Origin of the sequence: Paenirhodobacter sp. CAU 1674 (genome assembly GCF_029222945.1) — a bacterium.
In the GTDB taxonomy this organism is placed as follows: Bacteria; Pseudomonadota; Alphaproteobacteria; order Rhodobacterales; family Rhodobacteraceae; genus Rhodobacter.
The window spans coordinates 16,121-31,439 of sequence record NZ_JARHUH010000001.1 but is presented as its reverse complement, the minus strand read 5'-3'; the positions used below and the strand labels follow the sequence as shown (position 1 = coordinate 31,439).

15 protein-coding genes and 1 riboswitch are annotated in these 15,319 nt (G+C 65.4%); of the genes, 12 read left to right on the top strand and 3 right to left on the bottom strand.

The window, feature by feature from the left end; genetic code table 11:
- Positions 1–28: 28 nt before the first annotated feature.
- The gene (locus tag P2G62_RS00135; RefSeq protein ID WP_275732821.1) at positions 29–1,075 is read right to left on the bottom strand and encodes a cytochrome-c peroxidase; all 1,047 of its coding nucleotides are present in this window, start codon (positions 1,073–1,075) and stop codon (positions 29–31) included.
- 194 nt (positions 1,076–1,269) lie between these two features.
- Between P2G62_RS00135 and speB the strand changes: the two genes are divergently transcribed.
- From speB to P2G62_RS00095, 8 genes are all read left to right on the top strand, one after another.
- On the top strand, positions 1,270–2,244 hold the full coding sequence (gene speB, locus P2G62_RS00130; protein ID WP_275732820.1) for an agmatinase: 975 nt from the start codon (positions 1,270–1,272) through the stop codon (positions 2,242–2,244).
- A complete protein-coding gene (locus P2G62_RS00125; protein WP_275732819.1) occupies positions 2,241–2,660 on the top strand; it encodes a DUF1499 domain-containing protein in 420 nt (139 codons plus the stop codon). The genes speB and P2G62_RS00125 overlap by 4 nt, the downstream gene beginning before the upstream one ends.
- Before the next feature lie 119 nt (positions 2,661–2,779).
- On the top strand, positions 2,780–3,859 hold the full coding sequence (locus P2G62_RS00120) for a DUF475 domain-containing protein (RefSeq protein WP_275732818.1): 1,080 nt from the start codon (positions 2,780–2,782) through the stop codon (positions 3,857–3,859).
- Between the two features lie 18 nt (positions 3,860–3,877).
- Positions 3,878–4,075, top strand: a riboswitch (cobalamin riboswitch).
- A gap of 129 nt (positions 4,076–4,204) precedes the next feature.
- Positions 4,205–6,094, top strand: coding sequence for a TonB-dependent receptor (locus P2G62_RS00115; protein ID WP_275732817.1), 1,890 nt, complete (start codon positions 4,205–4,207; stop codon positions 6,092–6,094).
- Positions 6,081–6,941, top strand: a complete 861-nt coding sequence (locus tag P2G62_RS00110; RefSeq protein ID WP_275732816.1) for an ABC transporter substrate-binding protein — start codon at positions 6,081–6,083, stop codon at positions 6,939–6,941. Before P2G62_RS00115 ends, P2G62_RS00110 begins: the two co-directional genes overlap by 14 nt.
- Positions 6,938–7,921 carry an iron ABC transporter permease gene (locus P2G62_RS00105; protein ID WP_275732815.1) on the top strand — a complete coding sequence of 328 codons (984 nt, stop codon included), beginning with the start codon at positions 6,938–6,940 and terminating at the stop codon, positions 7,919–7,921. Before P2G62_RS00110 ends, P2G62_RS00105 begins: the two co-directional genes overlap by 4 nt.
- Complete coding sequence (locus P2G62_RS00100; RefSeq protein ID WP_275732814.1) at positions 7,918–8,670, top strand: ABC transporter ATP-binding protein; 753 nt, start codon at positions 7,918–7,920, stop codon at positions 8,668–8,670. Before P2G62_RS00105 ends, P2G62_RS00100 begins: the two co-directional genes overlap by 4 nt.
- A gap of 115 nt (positions 8,671–8,785) precedes the next feature.
- The gene (locus P2G62_RS00095) at positions 8,786–10,399 is read left to right on the top strand and encodes an FMN-binding glutamate synthase family protein (protein WP_275732813.1); all 1,614 of its coding nucleotides are present in this window, start codon (positions 8,786–8,788) and stop codon (positions 10,397–10,399) included.
- Between the two features lie 153 nt (positions 10,400–10,552).
- On the opposite strand, the gene ssb is transcribed toward P2G62_RS00095, so the two are convergent.
- Positions 10,553–11,062: a single-stranded DNA-binding protein gene (gene ssb, locus P2G62_RS00090; RefSeq protein WP_275732812.1), complete on the bottom strand. Its 510-nt coding sequence runs from the start codon at positions 11,060–11,062 to the stop codon at positions 10,553–10,555.
- 278 nt (positions 11,063–11,340) lie between these two features.
- Here ssb and P2G62_RS00085 point away from each other — a divergent pair, with 278 nt between their 5' ends.
- On the top strand, positions 11,341–11,958 hold the full coding sequence (locus tag P2G62_RS00085; RefSeq protein ID WP_275732811.1) for a lytic transglycosylase domain-containing protein: 618 nt from the start codon (positions 11,341–11,343) through the stop codon (positions 11,956–11,958).
- Between the two features lie 74 nt (positions 11,959–12,032).
- On the opposite strand, the gene P2G62_RS00080 is transcribed toward P2G62_RS00085, so the two are convergent.
- On the bottom strand, positions 12,033–12,590 hold the full coding sequence (locus P2G62_RS00080; RefSeq protein ID WP_275732810.1) for a YSC84-related protein: 558 nt from the start codon (positions 12,588–12,590) through the stop codon (positions 12,033–12,035).
- A 329-nt stretch (positions 12,591–12,919) separates the two neighbouring features.
- Here P2G62_RS00080 and P2G62_RS00075 point away from each other — a divergent pair, with 329 nt between their 5' ends.
- The 3 genes from P2G62_RS00075 to P2G62_RS00065 all read left to right on the top strand — a co-directional run bounded on the left by P2G62_RS00075 (position 12,920) and on the right by P2G62_RS00065 (position 15,319).
- Positions 12,920–13,564, top strand: a complete 645-nt coding sequence (locus P2G62_RS00075) for an XRE family transcriptional regulator (RefSeq protein ID WP_275732809.1) — start codon at positions 12,920–12,922, stop codon at positions 13,562–13,564.
- A gap of 181 nt (positions 13,565–13,745) precedes the next feature.
- Positions 13,746–14,633 (top strand): glutamine amidotransferase family protein, encoded by an 888-nt coding sequence (locus P2G62_RS00070; RefSeq protein ID WP_275732808.1) that lies wholly within the window; start codon positions 13,746–13,748, stop codon positions 14,631–14,633.
- A 2-nt stretch (positions 14,634–14,635) separates the two neighbouring features.
- Positions 14,636–15,319, top strand: a complete 684-nt coding sequence (locus P2G62_RS00065; RefSeq protein WP_275732807.1) for a GXGXG domain-containing protein — start codon at positions 14,636–14,638, stop codon at positions 15,317–15,319.

The window sequence follows — 15,319 nt, the reverse complement described above, 5'->3', positions numbered from 1 at the left end:
CCCTGATCGAAGCGAGCTTCGGTCCGTCTTACATCGGCGCCGGTTTCGGCGTCGTCGCAGTGCTGACCGGGAAGGTCGGGTGCACGACCCGCGGCTGTTCGCCCGTCAGCGTGCCGAGGAAGGCGACGATGTCGTCGATCGTGGCCTCGTCCAGCTGTTCGCCCAGTTGCGATTCCGCCATGATGTCCACCGCAACCTTCAGATCCCAGACCTTGCCCGAGTGGAAATAAGGCGCGGTGACGGCGATGTTGCGCAGGGGCGCCGCGCGGAAGACATACTCGTCATCTGCGGTTTCGGTCACGGCAAAGCGCCCGCGGTCGCCTTCGGGCAGAATGTCGGCGCCGGGCTTTTCGATCAGGCCGAAGGGATAATAGCCGTTCCCGCCGAAGTTGATGCCATTGTGGCACGAGGAACAGCCCTTATCCATGAAGGCGACCAGACCGCGTTTTTCCTGCTCGTTCATGGCGCCGTCCTGCCCCATCAGGAACTGGTCGAATTTCGAGTTCGGCGTGACCAGCGTCGCCTCGAACGCCTCGATCGCCAGCGCGAAATTGTCGAAGGTGACGGGGTCGGCTTCGCCCGGGAAAGAGGCCTTGAACGCATCGACATAGCCGGGCATCGAATTCAGCGTCGCCACCACCTGATCGGGGGTGTTGTTCATTTCGACGCCGGCCTGAACCGGGCCTTTCGCCTGCGCAGCAAGGTCGGGCGCCCGGCCATCCCAGAACTGGGCGATGTTGAACACGGCGTTCAGCATCGTGGGGGCGTTGCGCGGCCCTTTCTGCCAGCCGTGGCCGACCGAGGTTTCCAGCCCGTCAACACCGCCCAGACCGACGTTGTGGCACGACTGGCACGAGAACAGGCCCGATTTCGACATCCGCGGATCGAAGAACAGCATGGTGCCCAGATCGACCTTTTCGCGGGTGATGCTGTTGCCGCTGGCAAGCTGCGGCGCCTGCATCGGAATGACTTCGAACAGGCCCTTGGCCTCTTCGCGCAGCGCGGCATCGTCCGCGAGCGCCGGTGCGGCCAGCACCGTCGTGGCGGCAAGCGCGAAAGCGAGATTACGTTTCATAGCTAGATTCCTCCGTAGCTCCGAAAGCTGGAATCTTTCTAAACTCACGGGTCCGTGATCAATTTGATCTGGATCAAGAATAATTCTAATTCGAACTGCGACATGCGGTCCCACCCCGCGTCCCGCCCGCCCGGGGCCGGCCGGTGCTTGACCTTTGCTGGCCGAGGGTTCAGCAAGGGCAAAAAGGGGGGCAAATGGCACTCGAAGACGCGAAACATCAGATCGACATGGCCTTCACGCGCGAAGATCCGCGGGGGCTGGCCTTTGAAAATGCGTTTGGCGGGGCCACCAGTTTCCTGCGCCGCCGCTATACCAAGGATCTGACGGGTGTCGATCTGGCGGTGACCGGCGTGCCCTTCGATCAGGCGGTGACACATCGTCCGGGTGCGCGCTTCGGGCCGCGCGCGATCCGCGAGGCCTCGGCGCTGCAGGCCTTCGATGCGCCCTATGGCTGGGGCTACGATCCGCTGAGCGAAATGACCGTGGTCGATTATGGCGATCTGGCCTTCGATTATGCCCATACGCCCAGCTTCCCGGGCCGCGTGCAGGCCCATATCGCGGGAATTCTGGCGGCGGGTGCGGGCAGCATCACGCTGGGCGGCGATCATTTCATCACCCTGCCGATCCTGCGCGCCTATGCGGAAAAATTCGGTCCCGTCGCGCTGATCCAGTTCGACGCGCATTCCGATACCTGGGCCGATGACGACATGGATCGGATCGACCACGGCACCTTCCTGTACAAGGCGATCAAGACCGGCGTCGTCGATCCGGCGGCGACGGTTTCGGTCGGTATCCGCACCGACAACCCCGACACGCTGGGGGTCGGGATCGTCGACGCGCCCTTCGTGCATCAGCAGGGGGTAGAGGCCACCATCGCGCGGATCAGGCAGGTGGTGGGGGATCGGCCCTGCTATATCACCTTCGATATCGACTGCCTCGATCCGGCCTTCGCGCCGGGCACCGGCACGCCGGTCTGGGGCGGTCTGGCCAGCTGGCAGGCGGCGGCGATCCTGCGCGGGCTGGCGGGGATTACCCTGCTGGGCGGCGATGTGGTCGAGGTCTCGCCCCCCTATGACACCACCGGTGCCACCGCGATTGCGGGCGCCCATGTCGCGATGGAACTGATCGCGCTTTACGGCTGGACCCGGCGCCGCGGGGCCCCGGCATGATCCGCATCGGCCTGATCGCCCTGGTTCTGCTGGTGGCGGGCTTCGCGGCCTGGGTCCGGCTGGCGCCGCTGCCCGCCGACCGCTGGCACAAGATGGCCGCCACCAAGACCGAGGGCGACTGGCCCGACACCGGCGGCTTCGAGGCGGTGCGCCAGATCCCCGATCCGCAGGCGCGTCTGGCGGAACTGGGCCGGATCGTCGCGGCCAGCCCGCGCACGGTCTTGCTGGAGGGCAGCGTCGAAGAGGGGCTGATGACCTTTGTCACCCGCTCGGCCGTCTGGGGCTTTCCCGACATCACCAACCTGTGGATCGAGGGTGACCGGGTCCATATCCGCGGTCATCTGGTCTTTGGCCGGTCCGATCTGGGGGTGAACCGCGACCGGATTCTGGGCTGGCTGGGCCGCGCGGGGCTTTGAACGGCGGACGGGCGGGGCCGGTGTTGCGCGCAAACCACTTGCGCAGGATCTGACAGGGGCCGCCTTGCGGGGGCTTGGGCGGCTTCCTATCTGTGCGACATATCCCCACAGGAGCGATCATGCGCACGGCCATTCACTATTTCCGTTGGGCTTTCGGTTTTACCGCAGTGGGGCTGGTTCTGGCCTTCTGGCTGGGCTGGGGCTATTCGGGCAACTTCACCGGCGCGCTGTCGTTCTTTCTGATCGCGGGCGTTCTGGCGGTGCTGGAAATCAGCCTGTCCTTCGACAATGCCATCGTGAATGCCAACAAGCTCAAGGATATGACGCCCGAGTGGCAGCAACGCTTCCTGACCTGGGGCATCGTGATCGCGGTCTTCGGCATGCGCATCCTGTTTCCGCTGCTGATCGTGGTGATCGCCGCGGGCATCGGCCCGATCGAGGCGCTGGTTCTGGCCGCCACGAAACCTGCCGAATATGCGCGCATCATCGGTTCGGCCCATGTCTCGATCGCGGCTTTCGGCGGCGCCTTCCTGATGATGGTGGCGCTGACCTATTTTATCGACGAGGGCAAGGAGGTCGACTGGATCGCCGCCCTCGAACGCCGCCTGCGCGCCTGCGCCTCGATCCGCGGGCTGGAGATCGGTTTCGTGCTGGGCGTGGTGATGTTGTTCACCTGGGTTTTGCCGCCGGGCACCGAGGGCAGCTTCCTGTTTGCCGCCGTCGCGGGGCTCTTGACCTTTCTGGCGGTCGAGGTGCTGGGCCAGGTGCTCGACCGGGCCTCGATGACGACCGAGGCCGCCAAGGGGGGCCTGGGCGCGTTTCTTTACCTTGAAGTGCTGGACGCCTCGTTCAGCTTCGACGGGGTCATCGGCGCCTTCGCGCTGACCCAGAACCTGTTCCTGATCGCAATCGGTCTGGGCATCGGGGCGATGTATGTGCGGTCGATGACGATCATGCTGGTCGAACGCAACACCCTGGCCGAGCTGCGCTATCTGGAACATGGTGCGTTCTGGTCGATCCTGATCCTGAGCGGCATCATGTTCGCCCAGACCCTGATGCACATTCCCGAGGTCATCACCGGCCTTCTGGGGGCAGGCTTCATCGGGTTGGCGCTGCTGTCCTCGGTGCGGTTCAACCGGGCCTGCGCGCATTCTGCGCCCAAGGCCACGGATCTGCCCGAAACGCCCAATAATTCTTGACATATATGCCGTGCGGCGCCAAGAGGGCCGCACTTCGGTTCCGGCCCCAAAAGCCGGATGAAAAGGGAAATCGGTGCGGGCCTCGGCCCAATGCCGGTGCTGCCCCCGCAACTGTAAGCGGTGAGCATGGGCCACGGCCACTGGGGATACCCCGGGAAGGCGGCCCGATGTCACGACCCGCAAGCCAGGAGACCTGCCGAGGCGATCACTGATTTCCACCACACGGGGGGTGTGGGGAGGCGGTTCTTCCCGCTGAAAGGTGACAGCCACCGTCGGCGGAAAGGCATCTTTCCAAAGGCAGATCGACATCGGGGCCGTATCGGTCCGCCGCAGGATACAAGACAGATGATCCGCTCTCGCATGCTTTTGCTTTCGCTTCTTTCCAGCACCGCGCTGGCCGCCCCGGTCCTGGCCCAGGACGTTCTCGCACTGGACGAGATCGTGGTTTCGGGCGGGCTCTTGCCGGTTTCGCAATCGGCCTATGGCCGCGCCTATTCGATCCTGACCGCCGAGCAGATCGCCACGCGCGGCCTGACCACCGTGCAGCAGGCGATCCGTGCCCTGCCGGGCGTCGCGGTCGAGGGGTCGGACCCCTACAACACCCAGGTGCGCATCCGTGGCGGCGAGGGCAATCACGTTCTGGTCCTGATCGACGGGGTCGAGGCGACGATGGGCGAGAATGGCGAATACTATTTCTCGGGGCTGGAACTGGCCGATGTCGAGCGCATCGAGGTGCTGCGTGGCCCGCAATCGGTGATCTACGGCTCGAACGCGGCGACCGGGGTGATCGCGATCTACACCAAACGCGCGCAGACTGCCGGCACCAGCTATCAGACCGGGGTCGAATATGGCACGGCGGGCAGCTATGCGGGCGATTTCGCGGTGCGCACGCGGGGTGAAAAGGGCGAGTTGGCCTTTTCGCTGCAGCACCGCGACGAAGCCGGGTTCGACCAGTCGGGCGATGGCGGGGATCGCGACGGATCGCGCCGCACCACGGCCAATCTGACCGGCCGCTGGCAGCTGAGCGATACCTTCTCGACCGGGTTCACGCTGCGCCATTCCGATCAGGATTTCGATTTCGACGCCGACAACTGGGCGGCGACCGATGCCGACAGCTATATCGTGGACAGCGGCGATTACGGCAAGCGGCGCGAGACGCTGGCCTCGGTCTGGCTGCAGGCCGATACGCTGGGCGGACAGTTGCAGCAGCGCCTGACGCTGAGCGGCAATGATTTCGATACCAAACGCTATGACGCGACCGGCAGCCTGACCTCGATGGCGCTGTCGCAGCGCGAAACGGTGGCCTACCGGCTGGCCTATGCGCTGGACGGGGCGGCGGTCGATCAGTCGCGCCAACGCGTGACCCTGCTGGCCGAGCATGACAGCGAGGTTTTCCGCCGCGAAACCGGCGGCACGCGCTATGCCCGCAACGCCAATGGGCTGGCGCTGGAATATCAGGGCAGCTACGACAACGGGCTGGATGTGCAGGCCGGCGTGCGGCAGGATTTCAACGCCCAGTTCCAGAACGCGACGACCTGGAACCTGGCGGCGTCCTATCCGCTCGGCACCGCGCGGCTGCACGGCTCGCTCGGCAAGGCCGTGGTCAACCCGACGATGTATGAGCAATTCGGCTATACCCCCGGTTTCTATACCGGCAACCCCGATCTGAAACCCGAGGAATCGCTGGGCTTCGACATCGGCGTCGAGCTGCCCTTCGCGGGGGGGCGCGGCACGGTCGATGTGACGCTGTTTGCCGAAAATCTGGAAAACGAAATCGTCTACAGCCCGAGCTATACCACCGCGCTGAACAGCGACGGCCTGTCGCAGCGCCGGGGCGTCGAAGTGTCGGGCAACTGGCAGGCGACTGACCGGCTGGGATTTGGCTTCAGCTACACCTACACCAAGTCGAGCGATGCCGATGGCGCGCCCGAAGTGCGCCGCCCGCGGCACCAGCTGGGGCTGGATGCGACCTGGGCATTCGCGCAGGGGCAGGGCTCGGTCACGCTGGGGATGCGGCATGTGGCCGATACCTGGGACACCCAGTATTGGGGCAGCTATGCCACCGAAAAGCTTGAGGATTACACGGTCGTGAACCTGTCGGGCAAATATGCGCTGACGCCGAAGGTCGATCTGGTGGGCCGGATCGAGAACCTGACCGACTCCGAGTATTCCGAGGTCTGGGGCTATGCCACCGCGGGCCGCACCGCCTATGTCGGGTTGCGTGGCACGTTCTGAGCGCAGGGGCAGGGCGCTGCGCGGCGCCCTGCTGGTTCTGGCCGCTTTTGCGGCCTCTTTCGCACGGGCCGAGCCGCCGCCCGCCCGGGTGGTGTCGATGAACCTGTGCACCGATCAGCTGGCGCTGTTGCTGGCCGATCCGGGGCAGATCGTCTCGCTCAGCCATTTCGCCTCTGACCCGCAGATGTCGGTGCTGGCGGCGCAGGCCGCGGCCTATCCCGCCAACCATGGCCGGGCCGAGGAAATCGCCGTTCTGCGGCCCGATCTGGTGCTGGCCGACATCTGGTCGGCGCCGGGCACCATCTCGATGTTGCGCCGCCTTGGCATCCGGGTCGAGCAATTGCCGCCGGGCACCTCGCTGCCCGAAATCCGCGCCCGGATCACGGCGATGGGCGCGCTGCTGGGCCAAGAGGCGCGCGCAGAGGCGATGCTGGCGCGGTTCGATGCCGATCTGGCCGCGATCATGCGTCCCGCGCCGGGGCTGCGCGGCGCGGTCTACGGGATCGGCGGTTACGGTTACGGGCCCAACACGCTGGAAGGGCAGATCCTTGCGCTGGCCGGGTTCGAGAATGTGGTGGGCGGGCCCGGGCAGGACTGGGGCGGGCCGCTGCCGCTGGAGCGGCTGGTGATGGCCGCGCCGGATCTGGTGGTGTCGGGCGGCGACAGCTATGGCCACGGCCCCAGCCGCGCGGGCGAGATCCTGCGCCATCCCGCGCTAGCGGCCCTGCCGCGCGCCCGCAACCTGCGCGACGCCCGCTGGAGTTGCGGCCAGCCGGCGATGCTGGGGGCGGTGGCCGATCTGGCCGCCATCGGGCGCGAACTTGAAAAAGAGAAGGCATCGCAATGAGGTATCGCACGTTGTTGATGCTGCTTTTGGCGCTGGTCGCGGGGCTGTTTCTGCTGTCCCTGCTGATCGGACCTGCGGGTATCGGCTGGGCCGAGGGGCTGCGCGCGCTGGTTTCGGGCGAGGGCGCTGCGGGGCTGGTGATGCGGGAATTGCGGTTGCCGCGGGCCATTCTGGGGGTGGGCGTGGGGGCGGCGCTTGGCCTTGCCGGGGCGGCGATGCAGGGCTTCCTGCGCAATCCGCTGGCCGAGCCGGGGCTGATCGGCACCTCGTCGGGCGCGGCGCTTGGTGCGGTGATCTCGATCCAGACCGGGGCCTATGCCGCCTTTGCGCTGGCGCTGCCCTTCGCGGCGCTTGCGGGGGCGGGGGCGGCGGTCGGGCTGATCCTGCTGCTGGCGGGCCGGTCGGGGCGGGCGCTGACGCTGATCCTTGCGGGGATTGCGGTGTCCGCACTGGCGGGCGCCTTGACCGCACTGGTGCTGAACCTGGCGCCCAGCCCCTATGCCGCCGCCGAAATCGTGTTCTGGATGATGGGATCGCTGGCCGATCGCGCGATGAGCCATGTCTGGCTGGCCGCGCCCTTTCTGCTGATCGGCGGGGCGGTGCTGCTGTCCACCGGCCGCGGGCTGGATGCGCTGAGCCTGGGCGAGGATGCCGCGGCCTCGCTTGGGGTGTCGCTGCGGGCGTTGCGGCTGCGGGTGATCTTCGGCTCGGCGCTGCTGGTCGGCGCGGCCACGGCGGTGGCGGGCGCCGTGGGCTTCGTGGGGCTGGTCGTGCCGCATCTGCTGCGCGCGCGGGTAGGCGCGCGGCCTTCGGCGCTGCTGGGGGCGTCGGCGCTTGGCGGGGCGGCGATGCTGCTGTGCGCCGACATCGCGACCCGGCTGATCGCGCCAGAGCGTGATCTGAAGCTCGGGGTGCTGACCGCGCTGGTCGGCGCCCCCTTCTTCCTGCAGATGATCCGCCGTCTGGGGAGGGAAGAATGAGCCTGCTGAGCCTTGCCGGCATCACCGTTCTGCGCGGCAGTTGCCCGGTTGTCGATGATGTGAGCTTCGCCGTGCAACCCGGCGAATTCATTGGTCTTCTGGGGCCGAATGGGGCGGGCAAGACAACTCTGATGCGCGCGGCCCTCGGGTTGATCGAGGCGCGCGGCCACTCCAGCCTGGCGGGGCTGACGCCCGGGGCGCGGGCGCGCGCCGCCGCCTGGCTGCCCCAGGCGCGCGAGATTGCCTGGGGCCTGTCGGTTGCCGACGTGGTCGGGCTGGGCCGATTGCCGCATCCGCGCCCCGATGCCGCCGGACCCGCCGCCATCGCCGCCGCGCTGGCCGAGATGGGGCTTGAAAACTACCGCACGCGCATCGCCACACAGGTGTCGGGGGGCGAGCAGGCGCGGGTGCTGATTGCCCGGGCGCTGGCGCAATCCGCGCCGCTCATTCTGGCGGACGAGCCGATTGCGGGGCTCGACCCGGCGGCACAGATCGCCACGATGCAGGTTTTCGCACGCCATGCCCGGGCGGGCGGCGCGGTGGTGGCGTCGCTGCACGATCTGGGGCTGGCCGCACGCCATTGCAGCCGCGTGCTGGTGCTGGACCGGGGCCGCCTGGTGGCCGATGGCGCGCCCCTGGACGTGCTGACCCCCGATCTTCTGGCCGGAACCTTCCACATCCGCGCCCATGTCAGCACCGGGCCGCAGGGCCCGATCTTTCAGCCGCTGACCACTTTGAACGGGTTTTGAGGGGCGTTTGACCGGGAAAGCGGATCGACTCCGCCGATCTGGCTGCTAGTCTTCACGAAACTTGAACGGATTGCTGCTGAACTGGCGGCGACGGGCGGCGGAAGTGCCGGAAGGAATGACGATGATCTACAGCCGTTATCTGCCACTGGCGCTGTGCGGGGTGTTTGCTCTGGTTTCGGTTGCGGCGGTGCCGGTTTCGCCGTTGTTCTGGCTGCTTGCGGCGTTGTTCGGGTATCTGTTCGGCTTGGGCATCTACGATCTGGTGCAGCCCCGGCATTCGGTGCTGCGCAACTATCCGGTGCTGGGGCATATGCGCTTTCTGTTCGAAGGCATCCGCCCCGAGATCCGGCAATATCTGATCGAAAGCGATCAGGATGAAGAACCGTTTTCGCGCGACGAACGTTCCATCGTCTATCAGCGTGCGAAGAACGTGGAAGATGCGCGCCCCTTCGGCACGCGGATGCGGGTCTACGATTCCGGCTATCAGTGGCTGACCCATTCGATCCGCCCCAAACATATTGCCGACACCAATTTCCGGGTGCAGATCGGCGGACCCGACTGCACGCAACCCTATTCCGCCTCGATCTACAACATTTCGGCGATGTCCTTCGGCGCGTTGTCGTCCAATGCGATCGAGGCGCTGAACCGGGGCGCGGCGGCGGGCGGCTTTGCCCATGACACGGGCGAAGGCGGGATTTCGCGCTATCACCGTGCGGGTGGGGGCGATCTGATCTACGAGGTCGGCTCGGGCTATTTCGGCTGCCGCAACCATGACGGCAGTTTCAACCCCGAGAAATTTGCCGTGGTTGCCGCCGATCCGCAGGTGAAGATGATCGAAATCAAGCTGAGTCAGGGCGCCAAGCCCGGCCATGGCGGGATGCTGCCGGCGGCAAAGATCAGCCCCGAAATCGCCGAGGCGCGCGACGTGCCGATGGGCGTGGATTGCATTTCCCCTGCCTCGCATTCGGCGTTTTCCACCCCGCTCGAAATGATGGGCTTCATCCGGCAATTGCGGGAACTATCGGACGGCAAGCCGGTGGGTTTCAAGCTGTGCATCGGGCATAGGCGCGAATTCATGTGTATCGTCAAGGCGATGCTGGAAACGGGGGTGACCCCGGATTTCATCGTGATCGACGGGAAAGAGGGTGGCACAGGCGCCGCGCCGCTGGAATTTGCCAACCATATGGGCATGCCGCTGGTCGAGGGGCTGACCTTCGCACATAACACGCTGCGCGGTGCGGGTTTGCGCGACCGGATCAAGATTGGCGCTTCGGGCAAGCTGGTGACGGCCTTCGATATTGCCAAGGTGCTGGCGCTTGGCGCGGATTGGGCCAATTCGGCGCGCGGCTTCATGTTTGCCATCGGCTGCATTCAGGCGCAGTCCTGCCATACCAACCGCTGCCCGGTTGGCGTGGCGACGCAGGACAAATCGCGCGCCCGGGCGCTGGTGGTGCCCGACAAGGCGGCGCGGGTCGCCAATTTTCACCGTAACACCCTGAAAGCATTGGGGGAAATGACGGGCGCTGCGGGGTTGGAGCATCCCGGCGGGTTCCTGCCGCACCATTTTCTGATGCGCGAGAAAGACCGCGACATGGTCGTCGGAGACGAGGTCTATCCCTATATGCCTGAGGGGTTCCTGCTGCGCGAGGATGACGAACGCTTCGGCTATCTCAAGCGCTGGCTGCGGGCCCGGCCCGATCGCTTCGAGCCCTATGACAGCGGGGTGTGATGGGGCGTCTCATACTGTTATGATTTTCTGAAATGTCAGAAAATCATTTGTTTCCGATGGATTGCGCGCTGATTTGCCTGTGCCGCCGGGCTGTCCGTGGACGGCAGATATGAAAAAGGAGCCCGCCGGGCTCCTTTTTCGATTCTCGTGGGATCAGAACGGGATTTCGTCGTCGAAATTGCCGCGCCCGCCGCCCGCCGGTGCGCTCGACCCGCCACCATAGGACGGGCCGTCGTCATAGCCGCCGCCTTGATAGCCACCGCCCTGCGCGCCGCCACCATAAGAGCCGCCACCGCCCGAGCCGCCGCCATCACGGCTGTCCAGCAGGGTCAGGTTGCCGGTGAAGGGACGCAGGACGACCTCGGTCGAATAGCGGTCCTGACCCGACTGATCCTGCCATTTGCGGGTTTCCAACTGGCCTTCAATATAAACCTTCGATCCCTTGCGCAGATATTGCTCGGCGATCTTTGCCAACGGCTCCGAGAAAATCGCGACCGAATGCCATTCGGTGCGTTCCTTGCGCTCGCCCGTCGCCTTGTCGCGCCAGGTCTCGCTGGTGGCGATGCGCAGGTTGCACACCTTGCCGCCATTGGCAAAGCTGCGCACTTCCGGGTCGCGGCCCAGATTGCCGACCAGAATGACCTTGTTGACAGACCCTGCCATGAAATCCTCCGCCTTTGGGGTGTGCCACCCCGGGGGCGGCGATTCTGAATTGGTTCCAGAGGGTATAGAACAACCCGCGCGCGATCAGAAGGGGCAAGGGGGCGCAGGCCCGCTTTGGCCGGGTTTTCGGGCGTCATCGGGTCGCGTTGCCGGGCTGTCCTATAGGCAGTCTGAGCGGAACCCTGCGTATCGGTTTCGGGGTGCTGGATCAGAATGCTTTAACTTGCACGGATAAAAGGCTATAAACGCGCCCGACGAAGCGGTTGTGGTGAGGGTCCATGCGGAAAGTTGCCGGGGCGGTGACCTTGGGGCTGGCGTTTGCGCTGGCGCCGGTTTTCGGGGCGGGGGCGATGGCCGAAGGCTTGTCGCTGGCGGGGAATTCCTCGAAGTCGCGGGCGGTCCTGTTTCGCAACCAGACCCGCATTCTCGATACCCGGGCCGCGACCCAATATGAAAACTCGACCCGCCTGAAACCGAAAACCGACAGGCTGAACGAGATCAGCGGGGCGCTGCCGCGCTATGTCGGGCGCTACAAGGGGGAATACCTGCCGGTGGCGCGCGCGATGGCGGCCAAGCACGGGGTGCCCGAGGATCTGTTCCTGCGGCTGGTGCAGCAGGAAAGCGGCTGGAACCCGAATGCGGTTTCGCATGCCGGGGCGACGGGCCTGGCGCAGTTGATGCCGGGCACTGCCGCGAAACTGGGCGTCAACCCGCGCGACCCGCATCAGAACCTGGAAGGCGGCGCGCGTTATCTGCGGATGATGTATGACCGGTTCGGCAACTGGCGGCTGGCGCTGGCGGCCTATAACGCAGGCCCCGAGGCGGTGGCCAAGCACGGTGGCGTGCCGCCCTATCAGGAAACCAAGAATTACGTCCGTGTGATCTACGGCAGCTGAAACCCCGCGAATCCAAAGGATTGCGGGGCAAGAATTCAGGTGGCGCGCAGGGTTTGCGCGCCATTTTTCATGTTTTACGGAATGATCCGGGTGTATTTCGTGCCGGCCAGCGAGGCGCCGGCAATCAGGCCCGCCTGGCCGAAGACCAGCGCGATCACCGGCGCGGTCGAAGTGGTGGTGTCGGCCCCGATCGCGCCGCCACGGTCGGGCAGGGCATAGCGTGCATCGGCGCCCAGTTCCCAGCCGTCGGCACGGCGGAACCCGGCCAGCGCAGCCTCGGTCATGAAGAACAGCGCGTGGGCATATTGTTGCGCGCCGATCTGGAAGCCGAAGGAAGCCGTGGCCGCCGAATAGTAATCGACCGTCACATTGTTGATCCGCAGCGCGCCGCGCCCGAAAGAGCCGCCGAAGCCAAAGCCCGCCTCGGTCACCAGCGGCATGTAAAGCACACCCACCGCCTTGTTCATCAGATCCTGCGTGCCGGGGTATTTGCCGAGCAGATAGCTGCGTGTGGCATCGACGCGCGCGTCGATCTTGGCTGCGCCCTGACTGCCAATACCATTGCCGCAGGCCGCAAGGCCAAGCCCCGCGCCGCCCATGGCCAGAAGAGTGCGTCGTGAAATTTGCGTCATCTGCTGCTCCGCTCAGGTAGGTTCGGCCTTATTCTGGCCAGATTGCCACAAACTATAGGTGACGAAATCGGCTTTGTCACTTCCTGTTGATCGGGTGGGCCCTGCGCGCCCGGATCGGGCGGATTTCCGCGCGCGGGGCCGAGTATTTTTGCCAAGAAGAAATGCCTGCGGATTTTGTGCCCCGCAGAGGGGCGCGCGCAGGCAGGGCGCGGGCGGACAGTGGACAGCGCCGCGCGAAAGCCGCAGATTGGGCGCAAGCGCGCGGCGCGGCCTTCCGGCTGGTGAAACCGCGCCGATCCCAGGGCAGAGTGCAGGAGAAAATTGAACCGATGACCGAGACGACCGGCCCCGAGCAGCGCCTGACGCAAAACCCCCATGCCCTGCGCGAGACCCGCGAGAAGAACCTCGAGGTGGCGATCGGCCGTCAGGTGCGCGAGCTGCGCAAGCGCCAGCGCATGACCGGGTCCGATCTGGCGGCGGCGGCCGGGGTCTCGGTGGGGATGCTGTCCAAGATCGAGAACGGGGTGATCTCGCCCTCGCTGGCGACGCTGCAGACGCTGGCCCATGCGCTGCGCGTGCCGCTGGTGCAGCTGTTTTCCGGCTTTGACGAGGTGCGCGGCGCGATGCATGTCAAGGCGGGCGAGGGGGTCGAGATCGAACGCGCGGGCACCCGGGCCGGGCATCAGTATCACCTGCTGGGCCATATCGGCTCGAACAATTCCGGCGTCGTGGTGGAGCCCTATCTGATCGTGCTGAGCACCCAGAGCGACCGTTTCCCGACTTTCCAGCACGAGGGGATCGAGATGCTTTATATGCTGAAAGGCGTGGTCGATTACCGGCACGGCGACCAGATCTATCGGCTGGAGCCGGGCGACAGCCTGCTGTTCGACTCGGATGCGCCGCATGGTCCCGAAGAACTGGTCGAGCTGCCCGCGCATTACCTGTCGATCATCACCTATCCGCAGTCGAAATAGGCGGGATCTGCCTGCTTTGGCAGCGCAAGGCCGACGAAGCCCGTCAAAACTGCCCGGAATTTCAGCAGAATATACACAATGGAAAAATTTTCTTCTGCAGAGGCAAAATAGCTTGAGGGGAAAATTAATTTCCCGCTAGTCAATCCGTGACGGCACCAGCCGAAGCTGAACGGAGAAGACTATGTGTGGCATCGTTGGCCTCTTTCTGAAGAAAGAAGATCTGCGCCCGCGACTGGGCGAAATGCTGACCGATATGCTGATCACCATGACCGATCGCGGCCCCGATAGCGCGGGCATCGCGATCTATGGTGACGAGGCGGGCGGGCTGAAAATGACCGTCCAGTCGGACACCCCCGAGACCGCCTTTGCCGGGCTCGACACCGCGCTGGAAGCGGCACTGGGGCAGAAGATCACGATGAAGGTGATCGACACCCATGCGGTGCTGACCCTGCCCGAAGGCACCGAGGCTGCGGCCCGCGCCTTCCTGGCCGAAAAGGGGCTGCGCGTGATGGGCGCTGGCGCCGCGATGGAGATTTTCAAGGAAACCGGCCTGCCCAAGGATGTGGCGGCGCGCTTTGGCATCCGCGCGATGGGCGGCAGCCACGGCATCGGGCACACCCGGATGGCCACGGAATCGGCGGTCACCACGCTGGGGGCGCACCCGTTCTCGACCGGCGACGACCAGTGCCTTGTACACAACGGCTCGCTGTCCAATCACAACCAGATGCGCCGCGTGCTGACCGAGAAGGGCTTCGCGCCGCTGACCCAGAACGATACCGAGGTCGCCGCCTGCTACATCTCGTCCCGGCTGGCCGAGGGCGCCAATCTGGGCGAGGCCCTGGAAGGCACCCTGCAGGATCTGGACGGCTTCTTCACCTTCGTCGTGGGCACCAAGAACGGCTTTGGCGTCGTGCGCGACCCGATTGCCTGCAAACCCGCGGTGATGGCCGAAACCGACGATTACGTCGCCTTCGGCAGCGAATACCGCGCCTTTGCCAACCTGCCGGGCATCGACACCGCCCGTGTCTGGGAACCCGAACCCGCCACCGTCTATTTCTGGGAGCGCTGAGCATGCAGACGATTGATATGAGCACGACGCCCTTGCGCGAGGTCAACGTGGCGCTGCAGGCGCAGGCCGCACAGACCAACCAGACGCAATGGGTCATCGAAAACCCGCGCGGCGCGCATGCGATCGCCGTCGGTCTGGACGCGCCGATCGAGGTCACCGTGAAGGGTTCGACCGGCTATTACTGCGCGGGCATGAACAAGCAGGCCACCGTGCATGTCACCGGATCGGCAGGCCCGGGCGTGGCCGAGAACATGATGTCGGGCACCGTCATCATCGACGGCGATGCCAGCCAATATGCGGGCGCCACCGGCCATGGCGGGTTGCTGGTGATCAAGGGTAATGCATCGAGCCGCTGCGGCATCTCGATGAAGGGCATCGACATCGTGGTGCATGGCAACATCGGTCACATGTCGGCCTTCATGGCGCAATCGGGCAACCTGGTGGTGCTGGGCGATGCGGGCGATGCCCTGGGCGACAGCCTGTATGAGGCGCGTCTGTTCGTGCGCGGATCGGTCAAGTCGCTGGGCTCGGACTGCATCGAAAAGGAAATGCGCCCCGAGCATATCGAGATCCTGAAGGATCTGCTCGAACGCGCAGGCGCCGATGCGAAACCCGAAGAGTTCAAACGCTACGGCTCGGCCCGCACGCTCTACAACTTCCACGTCGATCACGCCGGCGCTTATTGA